Origin of the sequence: Halomonas sp. DP5Y7-2 (assembly GCF_019802025.1) — a bacterium.
In the GTDB taxonomy this organism is placed as follows: Bacteria; Pseudomonadota; Gammaproteobacteria; order Pseudomonadales; family Halomonadaceae; genus Halomonas; species Halomonas litopenaei_A.
The window spans coordinates 28,211-46,659 of record NZ_JAHVHY010000004.1 but is presented as its reverse complement, the minus strand read 5'-3'; the positions used below and the strand labels follow the sequence as shown (position 1 = coordinate 46,659).

Here is an 18,449-nt window from a genome sequence, read left to right as displayed (position 1 = left end):
ACACAGCCCCCATCCACAAAGCCGCAGCGATGTGCTGCGGCTTTGTCGTATTTTCACTATCGGTCTTCGGCGCTCGTCTGTTGGGATTCACCTATTCCCCCTCGCCACGGCGACAGACGTCCAGGCGTCGCTGACATGGCCGAGTCGGAAAGCCCAGCTCAGTCGGCCAGGCCTCCGGCCAACCACTCTAGCTGTTCCGCGACAGGAATCTCACGGCAGTGCTGGCGATTTTCTCCTGCCCAGAGCGGTGAGAAATCACCGCTACAGCGGGATTCGTGGGCCGCGCGCAGTTCGCAGAGTGCGCTGGCCGCCAGGGGGAAGTCCGGTACCTCTCGGGAAATGGGGCCCAGCTCTCGCATGGCCCGGTTGACGATTCCCCGGGCCGGTCGGCCAGAAAAGACGTTGGTGATCTCTGTCGTTGAAGCAGGATCCAGCAGGGCCTTGCGATGAACGGCACGCACAGCGGCCTCCGGACAACACAGTAGCGCTGTGCCAATCTGTACGGCGGCAGCCCCCTGATCAAGCGCCCATCGGACCCCCTGAGGGTCGGCGATTCCCCCTGCCGCCACCACCGGCACCGCCACAGCTTCCACGATACTCGGCAACAGCTTGGCCAAGGGTTGCTGCAGGCTGAGATCATCGCTCAGGAAATGCCCTCGATGGCCGCCGGCCTCGGTGCCCTGCGCAATAATGACGTCGGCGCCATTGGCCTCGAGCCAGCGGGCCTCGTCCAGGGTGGTGGCACTGGACATGACCAGCGCACCACAGCGCTTGACCCGCTCGACGAGCTCGGCGCTCGGCAAGCCGAAGTGAAAGCTGACCACTGCGGGCTTGTGCTTTTCGACAATGGCACAGGAGGCCTCATCGAAAGGACGTCGGGTCGGGCTGTCGCTAGGAGGGGGAGGAGCAATACCGAGCTCCTGATGGTAGGGTTCCAGACGTTCTCGCCAACGCTCCAGGCGCTCTGGTTGCGCCTCAGGAGTGGTGTGGCAGAAGAAGTTGACGTTGACGGGGCCATGCCCCTCGATCGCCGCCAGCGCGTGCTCCAGCGCCTCCGGTGACAGCATGCCTGCGGGCAGTCCGCCCAGGCCACCTGCAGCCGTCACCGCGATCGCCAGCGTCTCGTCCTGAGCCCCTGCCATGGGCGCCTGAAAAATGGGGCGCTTCAAGCGAAGTCGCGCAAGGCTGGTCATGGTTGAATCTCCTTATGTGGAGCGGCGGCCTCGTTGTTCAACGACGCCTCACGGGGTCGCAGCTCCAGAATATCGCCACGAATGGCCAAATCGAAACGGCCAAGAAAGCTCATGCCCAGCAATACCGTCTCACCCTCCATGCCAGGACTGATGGAACCATCGACGCGAGACGCGGACAAGCCCCCCAACGTCACAGATTCCAGCGTGGTCAGGGTGCCGCGGGCACGCCCGTTGGCGGTGTGAAACCAAGCGCTGCCATGATCCGGCAACGACAGTTGTCGAGCAAGACTCCCGGGAAGAGCGACCCGCGTCGCACCAGTATCCACCAGGAACGTCACAGGTATGCCATTGATGCTGCCCGGCGCTACAAAGTGTCCACCAGGGCCTCTTTTGAGCTGCAGCGGCTGTCCTTCTGCCACCGCTTCAAGCTGGGCATTGGGGTGCATTTTCTGCGTCAGCCAGACAGACATCCACCAGCCACCCAGTGCCATGAACACCACCCAGAATAACAGCATCATGGCGAGACCTGGGCCACGGGTCCCATGTCGACGGGTCATGCCATTCTCCTTGCTGACGAACACACCACGTCGCCAGAAGCGACGAAGGCAGCATGGCGCAGCCGAGCGGCGACCGCTGTACTGATGCCAGTCGCTACGCGACAAGCGGCAGATCACGGCACAAGTGCCAGGCGTAGCCTCTTATACGGCAGGCGCATCCCATCGGAATGACACCAAGGAGGGTTCATGATGACAGCTTCTACTGACGTACTCCACGACCGCCCCTCTCAACACTTTCATCACTTTCATCACTCTCATCCTTTCCGGCAGGTTCTGGGCACTACCCTGGCCGTGCTGCTCACGGCGATGTTCAGCCCAGGTAGCGGCGCAGACGCTAGCCTTCCGCCCACGACCTCCATGGATGCGGTCGACAAGCATGTCTTCGAGATGTCCCACTACACCACGCAGGGAGGCGACACTATCGCGCCGGTCAGAGTGGGTTGGGAAGCCTATGGCGAGCTCAATGACGCCGCTGACAATGCCATCTTGATCACGCACTTCTTCTCGGGCACTAGCCATGCCGCAGGTCGCTATTCCGGAGAAGACGTTGCCGGCTATTGGGACGCCATCATTGGTCCGGGGAAGCCACTCGATACCAACCGTTACTTCGTGGTGTCCTCGGACACCCTGGTCAACCTCAATGCTGGCGACCCCAGGGTCACCACCACCGGCCCCGCCAGCCTCAACCCCGCCACCGGCGAGCCCTGGGGTACGACATTCCCCCTGGTCGGTATTGGTGACTTCGTGAACGTACAGAAGGCGCTGATGGATGAGTTGGGCATCCAACGACTGCACGCCGTGATGGGGGCCTCGATGGGGGCTTTGCAAGCGTATGAGTGGGCCAGCGCGTACCCTGATCGGGTCGACCGTCTCATCGCAGTGATTGGCGCTGGCGTTGCCGATCCCTGGCTGATCGCCAGCCTCGACGCCTGGGCCGCTCCGATTCGCCTCGATCCCAACTGGCGCGACGGTGACTACTACGATGATGACCGCCCGCCCATCGACGGCCTGAGAGAATCGCTCAAGCTGATCACCCTGCAGGCTAACCACTGGCGTTGGGCTGATGCCACCTTCGATCGCGACTGGGCGGACCCACTGGCGTCGCCTGAAGACGATCTCGCGGCCGACTTTGAGGTGGTGGCCACACTCGATGAGATTGCCGCCGCCCGCGCCAGCAAGGCAGACGCCAACCACCTGCTGTATCTGGTTCGGGCCAACCAGAATTTCGTGACCGGAACCGAGGGTGACGCCGAGTCTGGCCTGGCCGCCATAAAGGCCCCCACCCTGCTGCTCTACAGCGCAGATGACCTGGTGTTTCCAGCAGAGAACGTGCTCGACACGGCCCGCATGATTCAGGCTGACGGCACCCCGGTTACCTTGCACACGCTGAAGGGAGATCGCGGGCACCTTGATGGCGTGGTCAGTATCGAGCAAGCCGCCGATCAACTGCGCGGTTTTCTCGAAGCGCCAGTGCGCTGATGGTCGCGCCGACGGCTGCAGCGCCATCGACGCCCACCACCCGTCAGCGTCAGCTCAGGCACCCTCGCTAATGGCCATGGCATCAGCGGGCAAGGTGCCCATGACTGGACCTTAGCAGGCAGCCATGCTGGGATGGTCGGGGGTCTGAGGTTACTGATCCTAGGAGCACCGTTTCAGGGTACTCCCAGGCATATCGACAAGGAGTTCACCGTGAGTCATGACGCTACTCTCCAGGTTGCCGACCTGGATGCAGGTCTGATCTATCGTCTGTTTTCCGGCGCTATCGCACCGCGCCCGATTGCGTGGGTATCAACGCTGAGTAGCGAAGGGCATGCCAACCTGGCGCCTTTCTCGTTTTTCAATGTGGCCAGTGTTGCCCCTCCCATACTGGCGTTCTCGCCGCTGCTCAATGGCGAGGGTGGCACCAAGGACACCGTTGCCAATTTGCGAGAGGTGGGCGAATGCATCGTGCACATCGGCGGGGAAGCCCTGGCGGAAGCGCTCAATACCACCAGCGCCAGCCTGCCGCGGAACGGCGATGAGTTCGAACACGCGGGGCTAACCAAGGCGCCCCTTGGCGATCTTCGGGTTCCCCGGATCAGCGAAGCGCCGATCGCCTTCGGCTGTCGTCTCCACGACATCCTTACCTTTGGCGATCAGCCGCTTTCAGGCAACCTGGTGCTGGCCGAAGTGACCGTGATTCACGCCGATCCCAAGGTGTGGGACGGACGCCACGTAGGCCGCGAGGCGCTTGCCCCCATCGGCCGCATGGCCGGCAGTGACTATATTCGCTGCACGGATCTGTTCGCGCTGGAACGTCCCAAGTAACCAGCATTCGGCGCCGGCTCGATTGTCCAGGGGGAACCCGGCAGTGCATCAGCCCCCAAGCAGGGAGCGAATCACCAGGTATCCGCCCATGGCCAGCAATCCCATCAGGAACACCTGACGAAAACGTGCCTCGGAGAGTCGTCGCCGGAGCTCGGCACCCAGCCACATCCCAAGCCCTGCCGGCAGCAAGGCCAGGCAGGAGGCCTGCAACTGATCAATGGACAAGAGCTCTCGCTCCCCCAGCGCCAGCGCCAGACTGAGCGTGGACAGGCTGAACAGCATGCCCATGGCCTGCACCAGAGCGTCTCTAGGCAGGCCGATGGACTGCAGGAAAGGGACGCCAGGAAAGACGCTGGAGCCGGTCAGGCCGGTCAACAGGCCGTTAGCCGTACCCAGCCACCCCGCCTGGGTATGACTGCCGCGAAAGCGCAGCTGCCGGCCGCTCAAGTTCAGCACGGCGTAAAGGATCAGCAGACCGCCCAGCAGCAGCGATAGCCAGCGCGCATCGACACGGGAAAGGACCCATACCCCGGGCCAGACGCCAACGCAGGCCATCAGCAGGAACCCCCACAGGCGACGACACAGCGACAGCAGCTGCCCTCCTACCAATGCCTGCCACACATTGGTGATCACTGTCGGCACCAGCATCAGCGCCATGGCGTCAGGCAGCCCCAGCGTTACCGTCAGCAGCGCCAGCAACACCGTCGGCATGCCCATGCCGAGCACTCCCTTCACCAGCCCTGCCAGCACGAAGATCAGCGCCAGCAGGGCCAGCGACATGACGCCGCTGCTCAGCATGAGGGTGTCATGCTTCAGCTTCCCGCTTGGCTTCCCACTCACCGGCCACTTGCTGCCCACGGCGCTGGTTGACCCCGGCACACAGTATGATCGCGATGATAAAGAAGGCGGCACACAGCAGGATCGAGGCCTTGAGACCGACTGCAGCTTGCAGCAAGCCCAGGCCAACGATACCGACGATGCCCGCCAACTTGTTGGCCAGGCCCCAGAAACCGAAGAACTCCGCCGCCTTCTGGCGTGGCGAGAACAATCCCACCATCACACGACTGGCCGACTGGCTTGAGCCCAGGCTGAGCCCGGCCAGGCAGCCGACGAACAGAAACAGCTGCTCCGCCTGCCAGTCGAGCCCCCAGGTGGCGTTCAGCCAGGCGGTCACCTCCGGGGTCGCCCAGATGGCCAGAATGGCCAGGACCCATAGCACCAGCGTCAGCAGGTACGTCACCAAGGTGCCGATGCGGTCTTGGATGAAGCCAAACCCCAGCGCTCCGGCGGCAGCCGTGATCTGCACAATGATGAACATCAGATTACGCGTGCTTTCCTGCCAACCGATCACCTGGGCGCCATAGATGAAGGCAAAGGCAATGATGATGTAGACCCCGGCCATGGAAAACAGTACCGATATCAGGAACAGTCCCAGATCACGAAAACTCTTGAGCTCATGAAAGGTCAGCGAGATGCGCTGCCAGGCAATCTGGCTGAACCGCTGACGCAGCGGTTGCGGCTCGGCCCGCTCCTTTAGCCACAGGAAAGTGGGAATGGCTGCCACCAGGAAGAACCCGGCGGCAAACGGGCCCACCCAGCGAATCCGCTCGAAGTTGTCCGCCGTCGCCTCGCCCAGTACCGCCAGGGTAAAGCCGGCCGCTACCAGTCCGCCGACATAGCCCAGTGCCCAGCCAAACCCTGAAATCGCCCCTAGCTTGTCCGGCGGTCCAAGCCCGGGCAAGAACGCGGCGATAAAGGACTCCCCCATGGAATAGGCATAGTTGGACAGGATGATCAGCACGAAGCCCATCACCACATAGCCCGGTTCGACAAAGTAGAGCATCGCCGTCGTCGCTATGGTGGCCACGTAGCTGGCAAACAGAAAACGCTTTTTCTCGGCCCGGTAGTCCATCACCGCGCCACATAACGGCCCGGTCACGACGACCAGCACAAAGCTGAGCGCCAGTGCCAGGCTCCACAGCAGGTTGGCCAGTCGATAGCCATCCCCCCGATCACCGACGATCACCGTGGTAAAAAGCTCGCCGAAGACCACCGTGATGATCAGCAGGGTGTAGGCCTGGTTGGCGAAATCGAACATCGCCCAGCCGAAGATCTCTCGCCGACGCACTCGGTCAGTGGCGGCAGGAATAATGCTGCTCACGCTCATCGCGCCTTCCTGTTGGCAAAGGGGTTCAAGATAGCAGTCGGACACTGCCCGGTGCCACGGCGTTCATGCGCCTTGGGCAGCATGGCCTTCCACGGGAGCACGCACCTGGCGCGACGCCGGTCAGCCCTCGGCCTGACAACGATCACTGAGCAGAGGGTTGACAACGACCGAGGGTGACAGAGCCTGAGAATGGTAGAGTATGGCGCACGACGTTGACACTCATGTGAGCTGAATGACTTCCATCGATCATCTGGCCAGTGCCGCCGCCCAGGGCTGGCATCAGCGGCTGGCTGGCCTGATTCAAGGCGCCGATCGCAGCGACCTGCCCCAGCAGCTGGATGCCACTCTGACCGAACTGGTGGCCATGGACGCACTCATTCTGCATGCCTACCAGGGACGTGGCAGGCCACAGGTGATTCACGACAACTACCCGCCAGAGCGGCGCGAGCGGGACATCGAGCCCTACTTGAGCCGCATCTATCTGCTAGACCCGATGTTTCAGGCGATCGAGGCTGGCGTGGAAAGTGGCGCTCATCGACTGCGCGACCTGGCACCGGATCGTTTCGAAAGCAGCGAGTACTACCATCACTACTATCGCGGCCTGGGGCTGAGGGATGAAGTTGGCCTGTTTGCCCGGGTCAGTGACGACACCGTCATGGTACTGTCGCTCGGTTTTCGCCTTCAGGCCCCGACACTGACACGCCGCATGCTCCAGGCACTGCGCCACCTCACCCCGGTCATTGAAGCGCTGCTGCGCCACTACTGGACCTGGCAGCGCTCCGCCGTCGAATCGACCGCACCGGACGACGAGCCGGTCGACCTGGCGTTCTCGAGCTTTGGTCAGGGCGTACTCACCCGGCGCGAGCAGGATATCGTGCGACTGCTGCTGGCGGGACACTCGGCCAAGTCTGCTGCGCGTCAACTCGGCATCAGTGACGGTACCGTCAAGGTCCACCGCAAGCACATCTATCAGCGACTGTCGGTGACCAGCCAGGCAGAGCTGTTCCGCGCCTTTCTCGACCACGTTGCCCTGATCTCCCGACGCCAGCGGGAATGAGGCGGATTCCTCAGCATCGGCAGCCCCAAGCCAGCGGCCGCTTTCGCGACCGCACCATGGAAAGGAGCCATGACCGTCACGCCCTCTGTTCATCCCATCTACCCTCATGGGGATATGTCACCGACAGGGCGAGACTGGAGAGACTGATGGCCTGAACAAGGAGGCCACCAATGACAACAGCCCACTCCCCCCTTTCCGCGCCAACGACTGCCCCTCTGGATGCAGCAACACTATGGCAACAGGACAAGGATCACTTCATCCATCCGTTCACCGACTTCAGCGTCTTCCACGAGAAGGGCTGTGAGCTGATCACGGACGCCGAGGGTATCTACGTTCAAGATGTCCATGGCAATCGTTTCATCGACGGCATCGCCGGACTGTGGTGCGTCAACGTTGGCCATGGACGTGCCGAGATCGGTCAGGCGATGGCGGACCAGGCCACCCGCATGGCCTATTTCTCGACCTTCAACAACCTGTCCAACGCGCCGGCTGCGCAACTGGCGGCGAAGCTGGCCGACCTGGCCCCCGACCATCTCAACCATGTGTTCTATACCTGCGGTGGGTCTACCGCCAATGACGCGACCATTCGCTTGGTTCATTACTATTTCAACCGTCTGGGCAAACCCTCTAAAAAGCGCATTCTTTCGCGGCGCAATGCCTACCACGGCACCACCTACCTGGCCGCAAGCCTGACAGGCATCGAGAGCAACAACTGGGAGTTCGACACCCTCGACCAGCTTGTCACCCACCTCAGCGAAGCCAACATGTATCGCCGCCCCGAAGGGATGAGTGAAGAAGCCTACTGCGATCATCTGGTGAACGAGCTGACCGCCACCATCGATGAGATCGGTGCCGACCAGATAGCCGCCTTCATCGCCGAGCCGATCATGGGGGCAGGCGGCGTGCTGGTCGCTCCTCGCGGCTACCACGCGCGAATGCAGCAGGTCTGTCGCGACCACGACATCCTCTACATCGCCGATGAGGTAGTGACGGGGTTTGGACGCCTCGGCCACGTCTTCGCCTCCGGCGAGGTCTTCGCTACCCAGCCCGATATCATCAACCTGGCCAAGGGACTGTCGTCCGGCTACGCACCACTCGGCGCCACCTTGATCTCCGACCGCCTCTACGAAGTGCTCGGCACTCCTCAGGGCAAGGGCGGCGTCCTGAGCACAGGTTTCACCTATTCCGGTCACCCGGTGAGCTGCGCCGCAGCACTGAAGAACATCGAGATTCTCGAGCGCGAAGATCTCTGTGCCAACGTGCGTGAAGTCGGCCCCTATCTGGAACAGGCCCTGGCATCCCTGGCCCACCACGATACCGTCGGCGATGTACGCGGCAGCCACTTCATGATGTGCATCGAAAACGTCGCCGACAAAGCCACCAAGGCCCTGTTCCCCGTCGAGGCGCGAGTGGGCGATCGCGTGGCCCACGAGGCCCAGAAGCGTGGCCTGATCATTCGCCCCGTGGGCCACCTGAACGTCATCTCTCCCCCCTTGATCTGGACCCGCGACACCGTCGACACCGCCGTGGAGATACTCGATCAAGCGCTGGCAGCCACCAGCGCATCGCTCAGGCAAGACGGCTACCTGTAGCCGAGGTGTTCCCTGCCAATGACTGGCAGGGAACAGCACATCACCTGAGTAGGCCGCCTCAGCGACACACCCTGTCGAGGACTCCCCTTGGTGGCGGCCACCGCTCCCCTCAATAACAACGCTCGCCTAAAGCGAAACAAGGAGCTTGCATGGACACCTACGGCGCATGGAGCCTGGTTCCGACCCTGGTGGTGCTGGTGACCGCCATCATCACCCGACGTACCATCGAATCCCTGCTGACTGGCTGCCTCGTCGGCCTGTTGATGATCGCCCCCAGCGAAGTCATTACGCGGGGCTCCGATATTCTGCTCGACGTGCTCGGTAACGACACCGTCACCTGGATCATTCTGGTCTGCGGGCTGTTTGGCAGCTTGATCGCCCTGCTGGTCAAGACCGGCGGCGTGCTCAGCTTCGGCGACGCCATGACCCGCCGCCTGCATAGCCGCCGGCAAAGTCTCCTCACCACCTGGGTGCTGGGCCTGGTGATCTTCGTCGACGACTACCTCAATGCACTGACCATCAGCGCCTCGATGAAGAAGATCACCGACCGCTTCGGCGTATCCCGTGAGAAGCTAGCCTACATCGTCGACTCCACCGCGGCGCCGGTGTGCATTCTGGTGCCTTTCTCGACCTGGGCGGTGTTCTTCGCGGGACTGCTGGAGGACAACGACGTGGCCAGCAACGGCATGTCGCTGTACATCTCTTCCATTCCGTACATGGCCTATGCCTGGGTCGCCGCCGCTATCGTGCCGCTGGTAGCACTTGGCTGGCTGCCCGATATTGGTCCCATGAAGAAGGCCGAAGCGCGTGCCCGGGGCGGACAGCCCGTCCCCGATGGCGGGGAAGAGCATGCTCTGCAGATCGACACCAAGTACGATGGCAAGAGCCCTCACCTGCTTAACTTCCTGCTGCCGATCGCAAGCCTGATCGTCGCCACCTGGTACTTCGATATCGACATCCTGCGCGGCGTCATCGTGGCCCTGGCGGTCACCCTGGTGCTGATCGCCGTGCAGCGACTGCTGAGCTTCAACGACACCTTCGATACGGCGCTGGAGGGTTTCAAGGCGATGATCATGCCGCTGGGCACCCTGGTGGCAGGCTTTGCCTTGAAGGAAGTCAACGATGTGCTCGGCCTGACCGAGGTTGTCATCGCTGCCGTCGAACCGCTGATGACCGCCGGCCTGCTGCCTGCCGTGGTGTTCGTCACCATGGCCTTCCTGGCCTTTGCCACAGGCTCGTTCTGGGGGCTGTTTGCGGTCGCGATGCCCATCGTCCTGCCGCTCGCCATGAGCATGGACGCCAACATGCCGCTGGTGGTTGGCGCACTGATCTCGGCCAGCGCCTTCGGCAGCCACGCCTGCTTCTATGGCGATTCCACCGTCCTCTCGGCCCAGGGTAGCGGCTGCAGCCCGATGGCCCACGCCCTGACCCAAATTCCCTATGTCCTGATCGCGGCGGCACTCGCCACCGGCGTCTTTCTGATCCTTGGTCTGCTGTGAGTCCTGCCATGCACCCTACACACTGCCCTTCATCTGTCGCACCGTCCGCCGCTACGCCCGCCGCACAGGGCTATGTCATGCCGGCGGAATTCGCCCCCCACGATGCGTGCTGGATGCTCTGGCCCCAGCGTCCCGACACCTGGCGCCTCGGCGCGAAACCCGCCCAGCAAGCCTTCGTCGCTGTCGCCAGTGCCATTGCCGAAAGCGAGACCGTCTACGTCGGGGTCAACGACGATCAGTATGAAAATGCCAGGCACCAGTTGCCGGCCCACGTCCGTGTTGTCGAACTTTCCAGCAACGATGCCTGGATGCGAGACGTCGGTCCGACCTTCCTGGTGCATCCGGACAAGGGCCTAGCTCTGGTCGACTGGGAATTCAACGCCTGGGGCGGCCTCAAGGATGGGCTCTACTTCCCCTGGGACAAGGACCGCAGGATTCGGCCCAAGATCGCGGAGATGCTGGGCATTCCCTGCTTTGATGTGGAGGTAGTGCTGGAAGGCGGCGCCATTCATGTCGACGGCGAAGGCACCTTGATCACCACCGAAGAGTGCCTGCTGAACCCCAATCGCAACCCCGGCATGGATCGCGCCACCATGGAGCGCCGGCTCCAGGATAGCCTGGGTATCCAGAAGGTCATCTGGCTGCCCAGGGGGTGCTATCTCGATGAAACCGATGGCCACGTCGACAACCTGTGCTGCTTTGTTGGCCCGGCCGAAGTTGCCTTGACCTGGTGTGACGACGACACCGATCCCGAGTACGCCATCTGTCGGGAAGCCCGAGCGGTGCTCGAGGCCAGTACCGATGCCAAGGGCAGAACCATCACGGTGCATCCCTTGCCACAGCCTGGCCCGCTGACCATCGCAGAGGATGAGGCCAGCGGCATTGATCGACTGGCCAGCTCCCACCCACGTCGCCCCGGCGACAGGATGGCGGCGTCCTACGTCAACTTCTACATTGGCAACCGTGTCGTGGTCATGCCCCAGCTCGACCCGCGCCATGACGCCACCGTCATGGACATCCTGGCGCGCCTGTTCCCGGACCGCCGTGTGGTTGGCGTGCCCGCTCGCGAGATATTGCTGGGCGGTGGGAACATTCACTGCATCACCCAGCAACAGCCACGGCCCTGAGTGTCTCGCTCACCACGGAAAGCGTCTCCTTTAAGAGACAGCCAGCGCTGAATCAAGGGCTTGTGCTCCAACGCCAAGATCCATAGGCTCGAAAAGGCACATAACAGCAAAGGAGAAACATCATGAGGAAGGGTTCCATCAAGACACTCTCCAGCCTGCTGCTGGCTGCTTTCATGACCCTGGGCCTGGCCGCCTGCGGCACCGGCACTGGCGAGCGTGCCGCTAGCGGTGCCGGTGTTGGCGCTGCCGTGGGCGCTGGCGCTGCCGCCGCCACCGGCGGAGACGTGGCCGAGGGCGCTGTCATTGGCGGCGGCGTTGGCGCTGCTGCGGGTGCTGCCACCGACGAGGACGATATCGACCTCGACAACTGATCCCGATGGATCAGACAGCGTCCGAGCCATTGTCGGACGCCAGCACCAAGACGCCGTCGCGCTTAACCGCCGACGGCGTCTTGCTGTGTCTGGCATGTCGATCCGTCGTGTCGCCGGGGCATGTCAACCTGACCCGTTCGACACGACGAACCCGTCTCGCCGATCACTTTGGCGCAATTTGGAGACATTTCGTTCAAATTTGTTCCACTTGCGCACAGTTAACCCACCGGCCTAAGGTATGAGCAACTCCGATACCAATGAGGAACTCGGCATGAAACGACTGACACTGAGCTGTCTGATGGCTGCCACACTGGCGCTGGGTCTAGCGGCGTGCGGAACCGGCACGGGTGAGCGAGCCCTGAGCGGCGCTGGCGTTGGCGCCGCGGTCGGCGCAGGTGCTGCCGCCATCACCGGTGGCGATGTCGGCAAGGGCGCGGTTATCGGGGGCGGCGTTGGCGCTGCCACCGGAGCGGCGACCGACTCGAATGACATCGACCTGAGCCGCTGATCAGACCGCCGCCGCAAAACCGGCGGATGCTCTGAAACGCCGCTAGCGACACACCCTGCCGCCCACGCCGAGATGAAAATGATCGGCGTGGGCGGCATTGTAATCAGGCCCCAGAACGGTACCGAACACCGAGCAAGCGTGATCCCCCGCGTCCTTGAGGAATCGCCCCGGTGCCCCCTCACCCCAATCATTGAGCAGACTGATCCTGCGACCATCCGTGGTGATGAAGGCCCCGACATCCAACGCCTCTGCGGTAGCATGCTGGCTACGCCGGCCGGTCGCCCGTCCGTAGATATTGCGGCAGGCGAAGCTGCCCATATGCTCGATGCGGGCGATGCCGGTGCCCAACTGGCGGCTCGCGGCCTCGCTTAGCCCACGTTCATACATCGCCCACGCAACCGCCAGCGGGCAACGGGTCATGACCGGCGGCTGAACGGCGACATCACCGCCTTGCATGCGCACCAGGTTGGTAAGCGAACAGTCGCCGACGGTGGCATCTTCCATCGCAGAGAAGCGCTGAGCGGGGTCACTGGCCAACACGCTGCGACACGCCTCGGGATCATCGCCCAGGCGGGACAGCTTGTAGCGAAACCAGGGGCCAGGAGAAGCGTCCAAGGAAATGGGAGCCCAGGGATTGTAGCGGTCAGGGATGACGATAATGCCCTTGTCCAGCGCAATGCCAAGCACCAGCAGCATCACCAGCAGCCATTGGATCATTCCCCCTCCCTGGCGCTTGAGCTCATTGGCGGCGGTCTGAAGTGCCGCCTACGGCTCCACCAACAACGACATTGCCAACGCCACAAGTCCCACAGCCACTGCCGTCAGCACGGCTACGGTGACGATACGATCCAGCCAGCGATCAAAACTGGTCCAGGTGAACGACAGGCGTCTGCGACGAGACGATGCCCTGCGGCGGGTGGCGCCGCGGGCAGGTGGAGAATTCATGGCCGAGATCCTTCCGACGATACCTTGAGCTTACGTGCTGGCGGCCTCCCTGACCACCAAAGCATCCAGAATACCTCAATTACCCAACGAGGAGGCGGCCGGCGCTAGGCGCCGCCGCCATGGCGCCGTCGGATGATGGCCTGTGGACAGTCGGGGGCGCATCGGAAGCGGCCCCCGCTGCCGGCGGGTCTAGGCTAGTGATTGATGCGCCGGTTGACGACGTTGGGGGCCCGACGCAAGCGCTCCTCTTCCGCCATGTTGCCGGCTTCGAAGGGATCGGCGCCGACGGGTGTCTCGCCATGCTGGCGATAGAGTTGGGACAGCATATTGCGACGATCCGTCTGCAATTCCTTGACCAGCACGAACATCATGCCGAAGAGAATGAACGAAAACGGCAGCGCCGCCAGTACCGAGGCGGACTGCAGCCCTTTGAGGCCCCCCGCCACAATCAGGGTGAGGCATATGGCAGCGATCAGCAGCCCCCAGCACACTCGCTTGTAGAGCGGAGGGGCGATGGAACCGTTATCGGTCATCTGAGCCACGATGAATGACGCAGAATCCGCAGAGGTGACGAGAAAGATAAAGATCAGCAGCATCGCCACCACCGACAGCAGCGTCGAGAAGGGCATCAGGTCGAACATCTCGAACAGGGCCACGGTGATATTGCTCTGTGTCGCCGCTGCCAGTCCGGCATCTCCCCCCAACTCCATATGCAGGGCGGCGCCACCGAAGACGCCGATCCACAGACAGGCCAGCAAAGGCGGAACGACGAGCACGCCAAGCACATACTCGCGAATGGTTCGTCCGCGCGAGACACGAGCGACAAAGGTGCCGACAAAGGGCGACCAGGCAATGACCCAGGCCCAGTAGAAGATGGTCCACTGCGACGCCCAAGGGTCGTCATTGTAGGGCGACATGGTCAGGCTCATGCCAATGAAGTTCTGAAGATAGTCGCCCAGCCCCAGCGTAATGGTCTCGAGAATCTTCACCGTCGGGCCGGTGAAGAGCACGTACAGCATCATGGCGATGCACAAGGCCATGTTGAGATTGGACAAGCGCTTGATGCCCTTGTCGAGGCCGGACCAGGTCGATGCCATGTACGCCAGGAACATGACCGACAGGATGATCGCCTGCCACCAACCGTTCTCCGGCAGACCAAACACAGCGTTGAGACCGCCATTCATCTGCAGCACGCCCAGGCCCAGCGACGTCGCGACCCCCATCACGGTGGCCACGACCGCAAAGATATCCAGCCAGTCGGTGTAGGGACGGATGGCAGGTCGCTTGGCCGTCATCGAGGACAGCACCGACGACACCAGCCCGGCCTGATCCTTGCGGAACTGGAAGTAGGCGATGATCAACCCCACCAGCGAAAAGGCCGCCCACTGGTGAACCCCCCAGTTGAAGTAGCTCATCTGAATGGCATAGCGCGCGGCCTCCACGCTTTCCGCCTCGACCGCACCATAGGGGGGTACGGCAAAGTGGGTCATGGGCTCGGCCATGCCATAGAACACCAGCCCGACACCAAAGCCCGCCGCCAGCAGCATGCTGATCCACGAGAAGGTGTCATAGGTCGGCGTACTGTCCTGAGGACCCAGGCGTACCTTGCCGTACTTGCTCACCGCCAGGCCGATCAGAAAGATCACAAAGGCGAACACTGCCAGCAGATAAAACCAGCCAAAGTAGTGGGTCACCTTGCCAAGCGCGGCACTGGCGGCGTCGCCAAAGGCCTCGGGGAAGCTGGCGCCAACGGCCACTAGGGCGATGATGATGAGGGCAGACAGACGGAAGACGCGATCCTTGCCAGCGAGCGGTAGACGCTCCTGTATCGTTCGACCGTTCATGGACACTCCTTGCCAAACGGCGGTCATGAGAATCAGGGCGTAGCACCCTAACAAAAGTCGGACTGTCCATCACGGTAGGTGAATATTCGTTTGAGCACAAAAAAGCCGGTGCCCCAAGGCACCGGCATGGCTATCGATAGCGGCATCAATAGCGAACGTCACCGCGGCTACCCGCTCGCTGGCGTAATGGCGTCACGGTTGAGGCTTCGGCGCCACCAGCGTTGCGGTGTCGTTCTCGGCCGTTTCATCATCTTCCTTGAGGGCCTCCTCGGGAGGCGGCATGCCATCACTCTTGGCCTGGTCACGAGCCTCGAAGGCATCTGCCCCCACCGGCATCTCACGGTAGTGCTGCCGCAGGCCCTCGAGCATCAGCTTACGATCCTTGCGCAACTCGCGGACCATGACGACCACCATCATGTACAGAATAAGGGTGAAGGGCAGCGCCGCCAGCACCGAGGCTGATTGCAGCCCCTTGAGGCCGCCGGCGGCAATCAGCGTCAGACAGATAGCGGCGATCAGCACCCCCCACAACACCCGCTTGTACAGCGGCGGATCGATGGAGCCGTTGTCCGTCATCTGGGCCACGATATACGAGGCCGAATCTGCCGAGGTGACCAGGAAGATAAAGATCAACAGCATGGCCATGACGGACAACAGTCCCGAGAACGGCATCAGGTCGAACATTTCGAATAGCGCCACGGTGATGTTCTGCTGTGTCGCCTGGGCCAGCCCCAGCCCTTCCGTCGCCAATTCCATATGGATGGCGGTGCCGCCAAACACGCCCAGCCACAGGCATGCCAGCAGCGGTGGCACGAACAGCACCCCATAGACATATTCCTTGATGGTACGCCCCCGCGAAATCCGCGCGACGAAGGTGCCGACAAAGGGTGCCCAGGCGATGACCCAGGCCCAGTAGAAGATGGTCCAGTTCTGCGCCCAGGGATCATTGTTGTAAGGCGACATGCGCAGACTCATGACGAAAAAGTTCTGCACGTAGTCGCCAAGGCCCAGGGTGATGGTTTCCAGGATCTTGATGGTCGGCCCGGTGAACAGCACATACAGCATCATGGCGATGCACATGATCATGTTGAGATTCGACAGGCGCTTGATGCCCTTGTCCAGTCCGGACCAGGTCGAGGCCATGTACGCCAGAAACATGCAGAACAGGATAAGGAACTGCCACAGCCCGCTCTCAGGCACCCCGAACACCGCGTGCAATCCACCGTTGGTCTGCAGTACTCCCAGTCCCAACGAGGTCGCCACCCCCATCACCGTGGCCACGACCGCAAACACATCCAGCGCACCATTGAAACGACGCAACCCCGGACGCTTGGCCGTCAGTGGTCGCAGCACCACCGAGACGAGTCCCGCCTGATCCTTGCGAAACTGGTAGTACGCAATGATCAACCCCACCAGCGCGAACGACGCCCACTGATGGATACCCCAGTTGAAGAAGCTGTACTGAATGGCATAGCGAGCTGACGCCGCGGATTCCGGTGCGACGTCACCATAGGGCGGTGCGATGTAATGCGTCATGGGTTCCGCCATGCCGTAAAACACCAACCCGACGCCGAAACCGGCGGCCAGCAGCATGCTGATCCAGGAGAAGAAGCCATACTCCGGCTTGCTGTCCTGGGGCCCTAGCCGAATCTTGCCGTACCGCCCCATGGCCAGCGCCAGCAGAAACACCACAATGCCGGTCACCGACAGCAGATAGAACCAGCCAAAATAGTGGGACACCCCGCCGAGGGCACGACTGGCGACTTCTCCAAAGCCCTCGGGGAACAGCGCTCCCAGCGCCACCAGGATCAGTATGATGACGGCGGAGGCATAAAAGACCCGCTGTCCTTCATCACGTTGCATATCGCCTTCCTTTTGTTCGACTGCTTGTTGGAAGGCCTGTGCAGCGCCGCTCCGGCGAGAACTTCGCGCGGACGCTCACGAGAGAACGTTTCTGCCCGGAGACTCACCGAGCAGCCTTTGCAGACCTATGCTTTGATAACAGTTAGTTTGTTATCTATCATCCCCACCTAGCCATCGCCGTCTCGAAGGTGCTGACGTCATGGCAAGGCGTTTGCTCACACCGCGCCGTGGATGCCACGGTGAAGGACGACAAGGCGCGCTTCACGCACCCCAGTGTCATCATAATGAACTGGGTGCGATTGCCAGCACCTTCCCCTAGACATAAGCCGGGACGGCAAAAAATCAGCCGGTATCGACATTCAGGATGTCTCTTTATCCTGACGAAACATGCCGGATCGCGGAGGAACGCTTCATGACTCGCCTCAGCACTACCCCTCTTTCTGTTCTCGACCTGGCCCCCATCCGTGACGGCGGCACCATCGCCGATAGCTTCAGCGATAGCGTGGCGCTGGCCCGCTTGACCGAGTCGCTGGGTTTCACTCGCTACTGGCTGGCGGAGCACCACAGCCTGGAAGGCATTGCCAGTGCCGCCACCTCGGTACTGATGGGCCACATTGCCGGGAAAACGTCGCGCATTCGTATCGGTAGCGGCGGCATCATGCTGCCCAATCACCCTCCTCTGGTGATTGCCGAGCAGTTCGGGACACTGGAGACGCTATATCCTGGGCGAATTGATCTCGGCCTGGGCCGCGCCCCCGGCTCGGATGCTGCCACCATGGCAGCCATGCGTCGCGACCCCCACGCGGGGGTGGAAGACTTTCCGCAGCGTCTGGAAGAACTGGAAGGTTATCTGGATGAGGCGCGTCCGGGACAGCGAGTTCAGGCCGTGCCGGGCCAGGGAACCCGGGTGCCGATCTGGCTGCTGGGCTCAAGCCTCTACAGCGCCCAGCTTGCCGCCCACAAGGGTCTGCCGTTTGCCTTTGCCGCTCAATTCGCCCCGGCGCAGCTGGATGATGCCCTGGCGGTCTATCGGCGCAACTTCCAGCCCTCTGCCGTGCTGGAGGCGCCTTACGCCATGGTCGGACTGCCGGTACTGGCGGCGGACAGCGACGAACATGCGCACTTTCTCTCCACCACCGCACAGCAGAAGTTTCTTGGCCTGATTCGCGGCCAGCGGGGACGCGCCAAGCCACCGGTCCGCTCGCTCGACTGGAACCCCATGGAGCGCGCCCAGGTCGAGAGCTTTCTCGGCGCGGCGATCATCGGCAGCCCAAGCACGGTGCGCGACGGCCTGGAGCGCATGCTCGAGCGCACCCAGGCCGACGAGTTGATGCTCAACACGGATACCTATGCCCTGGAGGATCGCCTCAACAGCTACCAGCTGGTGAGTGACGTATGGCGGCAGGCATGAGAACCCCT

General features: G+C 62.3%; 17 protein-coding genes. 9 read left to right on the top strand and 8 right to left on the bottom strand.

Annotated elements, in window-relative coordinates:
• Nucleotides 1-158: 158 nt before the first annotated feature.
• Nucleotides 159-1,193 (bottom strand): NAD(P)H-dependent flavin oxidoreductase, encoded by a 1,035-nt coding sequence (locus KUW18_RS06965; protein WP_206941702.1) that lies wholly within the window; start codon nucleotides 1,191-1,193, stop codon nucleotides 159-161.
• Nucleotides 1,190-1,750: a TIGR02281 family clan AA aspartic protease gene (locus tag KUW18_RS06960; protein ID WP_224851962.1), complete on the bottom strand. Its 561-nt coding sequence runs from the start codon at nucleotides 1,748-1,750 to the stop codon at nucleotides 1,190-1,192. Before KUW18_RS06960 ends, KUW18_RS06965 begins: the two co-directional genes overlap by 4 nt.
• Before the next feature lie 186 nt (nucleotides 1,751-1,936).
• On the opposite strand from KUW18_RS06960, the gene KUW18_RS06955 reads away from it, so the two are divergent.
• Nucleotides 1,937-3,229 (top strand): homoserine O-acetyltransferase, encoded by a 1,293-nt coding sequence (locus tag KUW18_RS06955; protein ID WP_261396461.1) that lies wholly within the window; start codon nucleotides 1,937-1,939, stop codon nucleotides 3,227-3,229.
• A 210-nt stretch (nucleotides 3,230-3,439) separates the two neighbouring features.
• A complete protein-coding gene (locus KUW18_RS06950) occupies nucleotides 3,440-4,057 on the top strand; it encodes a flavin reductase family protein (protein WP_315857857.1) in 618 nt (205 codons plus the stop codon).
• A gap of 48 nt (nucleotides 4,058-4,105) precedes the next feature.
• On the opposite strand, the gene KUW18_RS06945 is transcribed toward KUW18_RS06950, so the two are convergent.
• The gene (locus tag KUW18_RS06945; RefSeq protein WP_222162554.1) at nucleotides 4,106-4,855 is read right to left on the bottom strand and encodes a sulfite exporter TauE/SafE family protein; all 750 of its coding nucleotides are present in this window, start codon (nucleotides 4,853-4,855) and stop codon (nucleotides 4,106-4,108) included.
• Between the two features lie 7 nt (nucleotides 4,856-4,862).
• Nucleotides 4,863-6,224, bottom strand: a complete 1,362-nt coding sequence (locus KUW18_RS06940) for an MFS transporter (protein WP_261317361.1) — start codon at nucleotides 6,222-6,224, stop codon at nucleotides 4,863-4,865.
• 232 nt (nucleotides 6,225-6,456) lie between these two features.
• On the opposite strand from KUW18_RS06940, the gene KUW18_RS06935 reads away from it, so the two are divergent.
• The 6 genes from KUW18_RS06935 (at nucleotide 6,457) to KUW18_RS06910 (ending at nucleotide 12,378) form a co-directional block, all read left to right on the top strand.
• Nucleotides 6,457-7,281, top strand: coding sequence for a helix-turn-helix transcriptional regulator (locus KUW18_RS06935; RefSeq protein WP_206941708.1), 825 nt, complete (start codon nucleotides 6,457-6,459; stop codon nucleotides 7,279-7,281).
• 170 nt (nucleotides 7,282-7,451) lie between these two features.
• Complete coding sequence (locus KUW18_RS06930) at nucleotides 7,452-8,873, top strand: aminotransferase (RefSeq protein ID WP_222561079.1); 1,422 nt, start codon at nucleotides 7,452-7,454, stop codon at nucleotides 8,871-8,873.
• A gap of 149 nt (nucleotides 8,874-9,022) precedes the next feature.
• Nucleotides 9,023-10,372 carry a Na+/H+ antiporter NhaC family protein gene (locus KUW18_RS06925; RefSeq protein ID WP_206941716.1) on the top strand — a complete coding sequence of 450 codons (1,350 nt, stop codon included), beginning with the start codon at nucleotides 9,023-9,025 and terminating at the stop codon, nucleotides 10,370-10,372.
• Between the two features lie 8 nt (nucleotides 10,373-10,380).
• Nucleotides 10,381-11,499 (top strand): agmatine deiminase, encoded by a 1,119-nt coding sequence (gene aguA, locus KUW18_RS06920; RefSeq protein ID WP_222561078.1) that lies wholly within the window; start codon nucleotides 10,381-10,383, stop codon nucleotides 11,497-11,499.
• A 122-nt stretch (nucleotides 11,500-11,621) separates the two neighbouring features.
• Nucleotides 11,622-11,870: a hypothetical protein gene (locus tag KUW18_RS06915; RefSeq protein WP_206941721.1), complete on the top strand. Its 249-nt coding sequence runs from the start codon at nucleotides 11,622-11,624 to the stop codon at nucleotides 11,868-11,870.
• A gap of 271 nt (nucleotides 11,871-12,141) precedes the next feature.
• Nucleotides 12,142-12,378, top strand: coding sequence for a hypothetical protein (locus tag KUW18_RS06910; RefSeq protein ID WP_206941722.1), 237 nt, complete (start codon nucleotides 12,142-12,144; stop codon nucleotides 12,376-12,378).
• 42 nt (nucleotides 12,379-12,420) lie between these two features.
• Here KUW18_RS06910 and KUW18_RS06905 read toward each other — a convergent pair whose 3' ends face one another.
• From KUW18_RS06905 to KUW18_RS06890, 4 genes are all read right to left on the bottom strand, one after another.
• Nucleotides 12,421-13,095 (bottom strand): extensin family protein, encoded by a 675-nt coding sequence (locus KUW18_RS06905; RefSeq protein WP_222561077.1) that lies wholly within the window; start codon nucleotides 13,093-13,095, stop codon nucleotides 12,421-12,423.
• 48 nt (nucleotides 13,096-13,143) lie between these two features.
• A complete protein-coding gene (locus KUW18_RS06900) occupies nucleotides 13,144-13,323 on the bottom strand; it encodes a hypothetical protein (RefSeq protein ID WP_222162918.1) in 180 nt (59 codons plus the stop codon).
• Nucleotides 13,324-13,517: 194 nt separating this feature from the next.
• Nucleotides 13,518-15,167 carry a BCCT family transporter gene (locus tag KUW18_RS06895; RefSeq protein ID WP_222162550.1) on the bottom strand — a complete coding sequence of 550 codons (1,650 nt, stop codon included), beginning with the start codon at nucleotides 15,165-15,167 and terminating at the stop codon, nucleotides 13,518-13,520.
• A 192-nt stretch (nucleotides 15,168-15,359) separates the two neighbouring features.
• Complete coding sequence (locus KUW18_RS06890; RefSeq protein ID WP_222561076.1) at nucleotides 15,360-17,030, bottom strand: BCCT family transporter; 1,671 nt, start codon at nucleotides 17,028-17,030, stop codon at nucleotides 15,360-15,362.
• A 412-nt stretch (nucleotides 17,031-17,442) separates the two neighbouring features.
• Between KUW18_RS06890 and KUW18_RS06885 the strand changes: the two genes are divergently transcribed.
• Complete coding sequence (locus tag KUW18_RS06885; protein WP_222561075.1) at nucleotides 17,443-18,441, top strand: LLM class flavin-dependent oxidoreductase; 999 nt, start codon at nucleotides 17,443-17,445, stop codon at nucleotides 18,439-18,441.
• The last annotated feature ends 8 nt before the right edge of the window (nucleotides 18,442-18,449 follow it).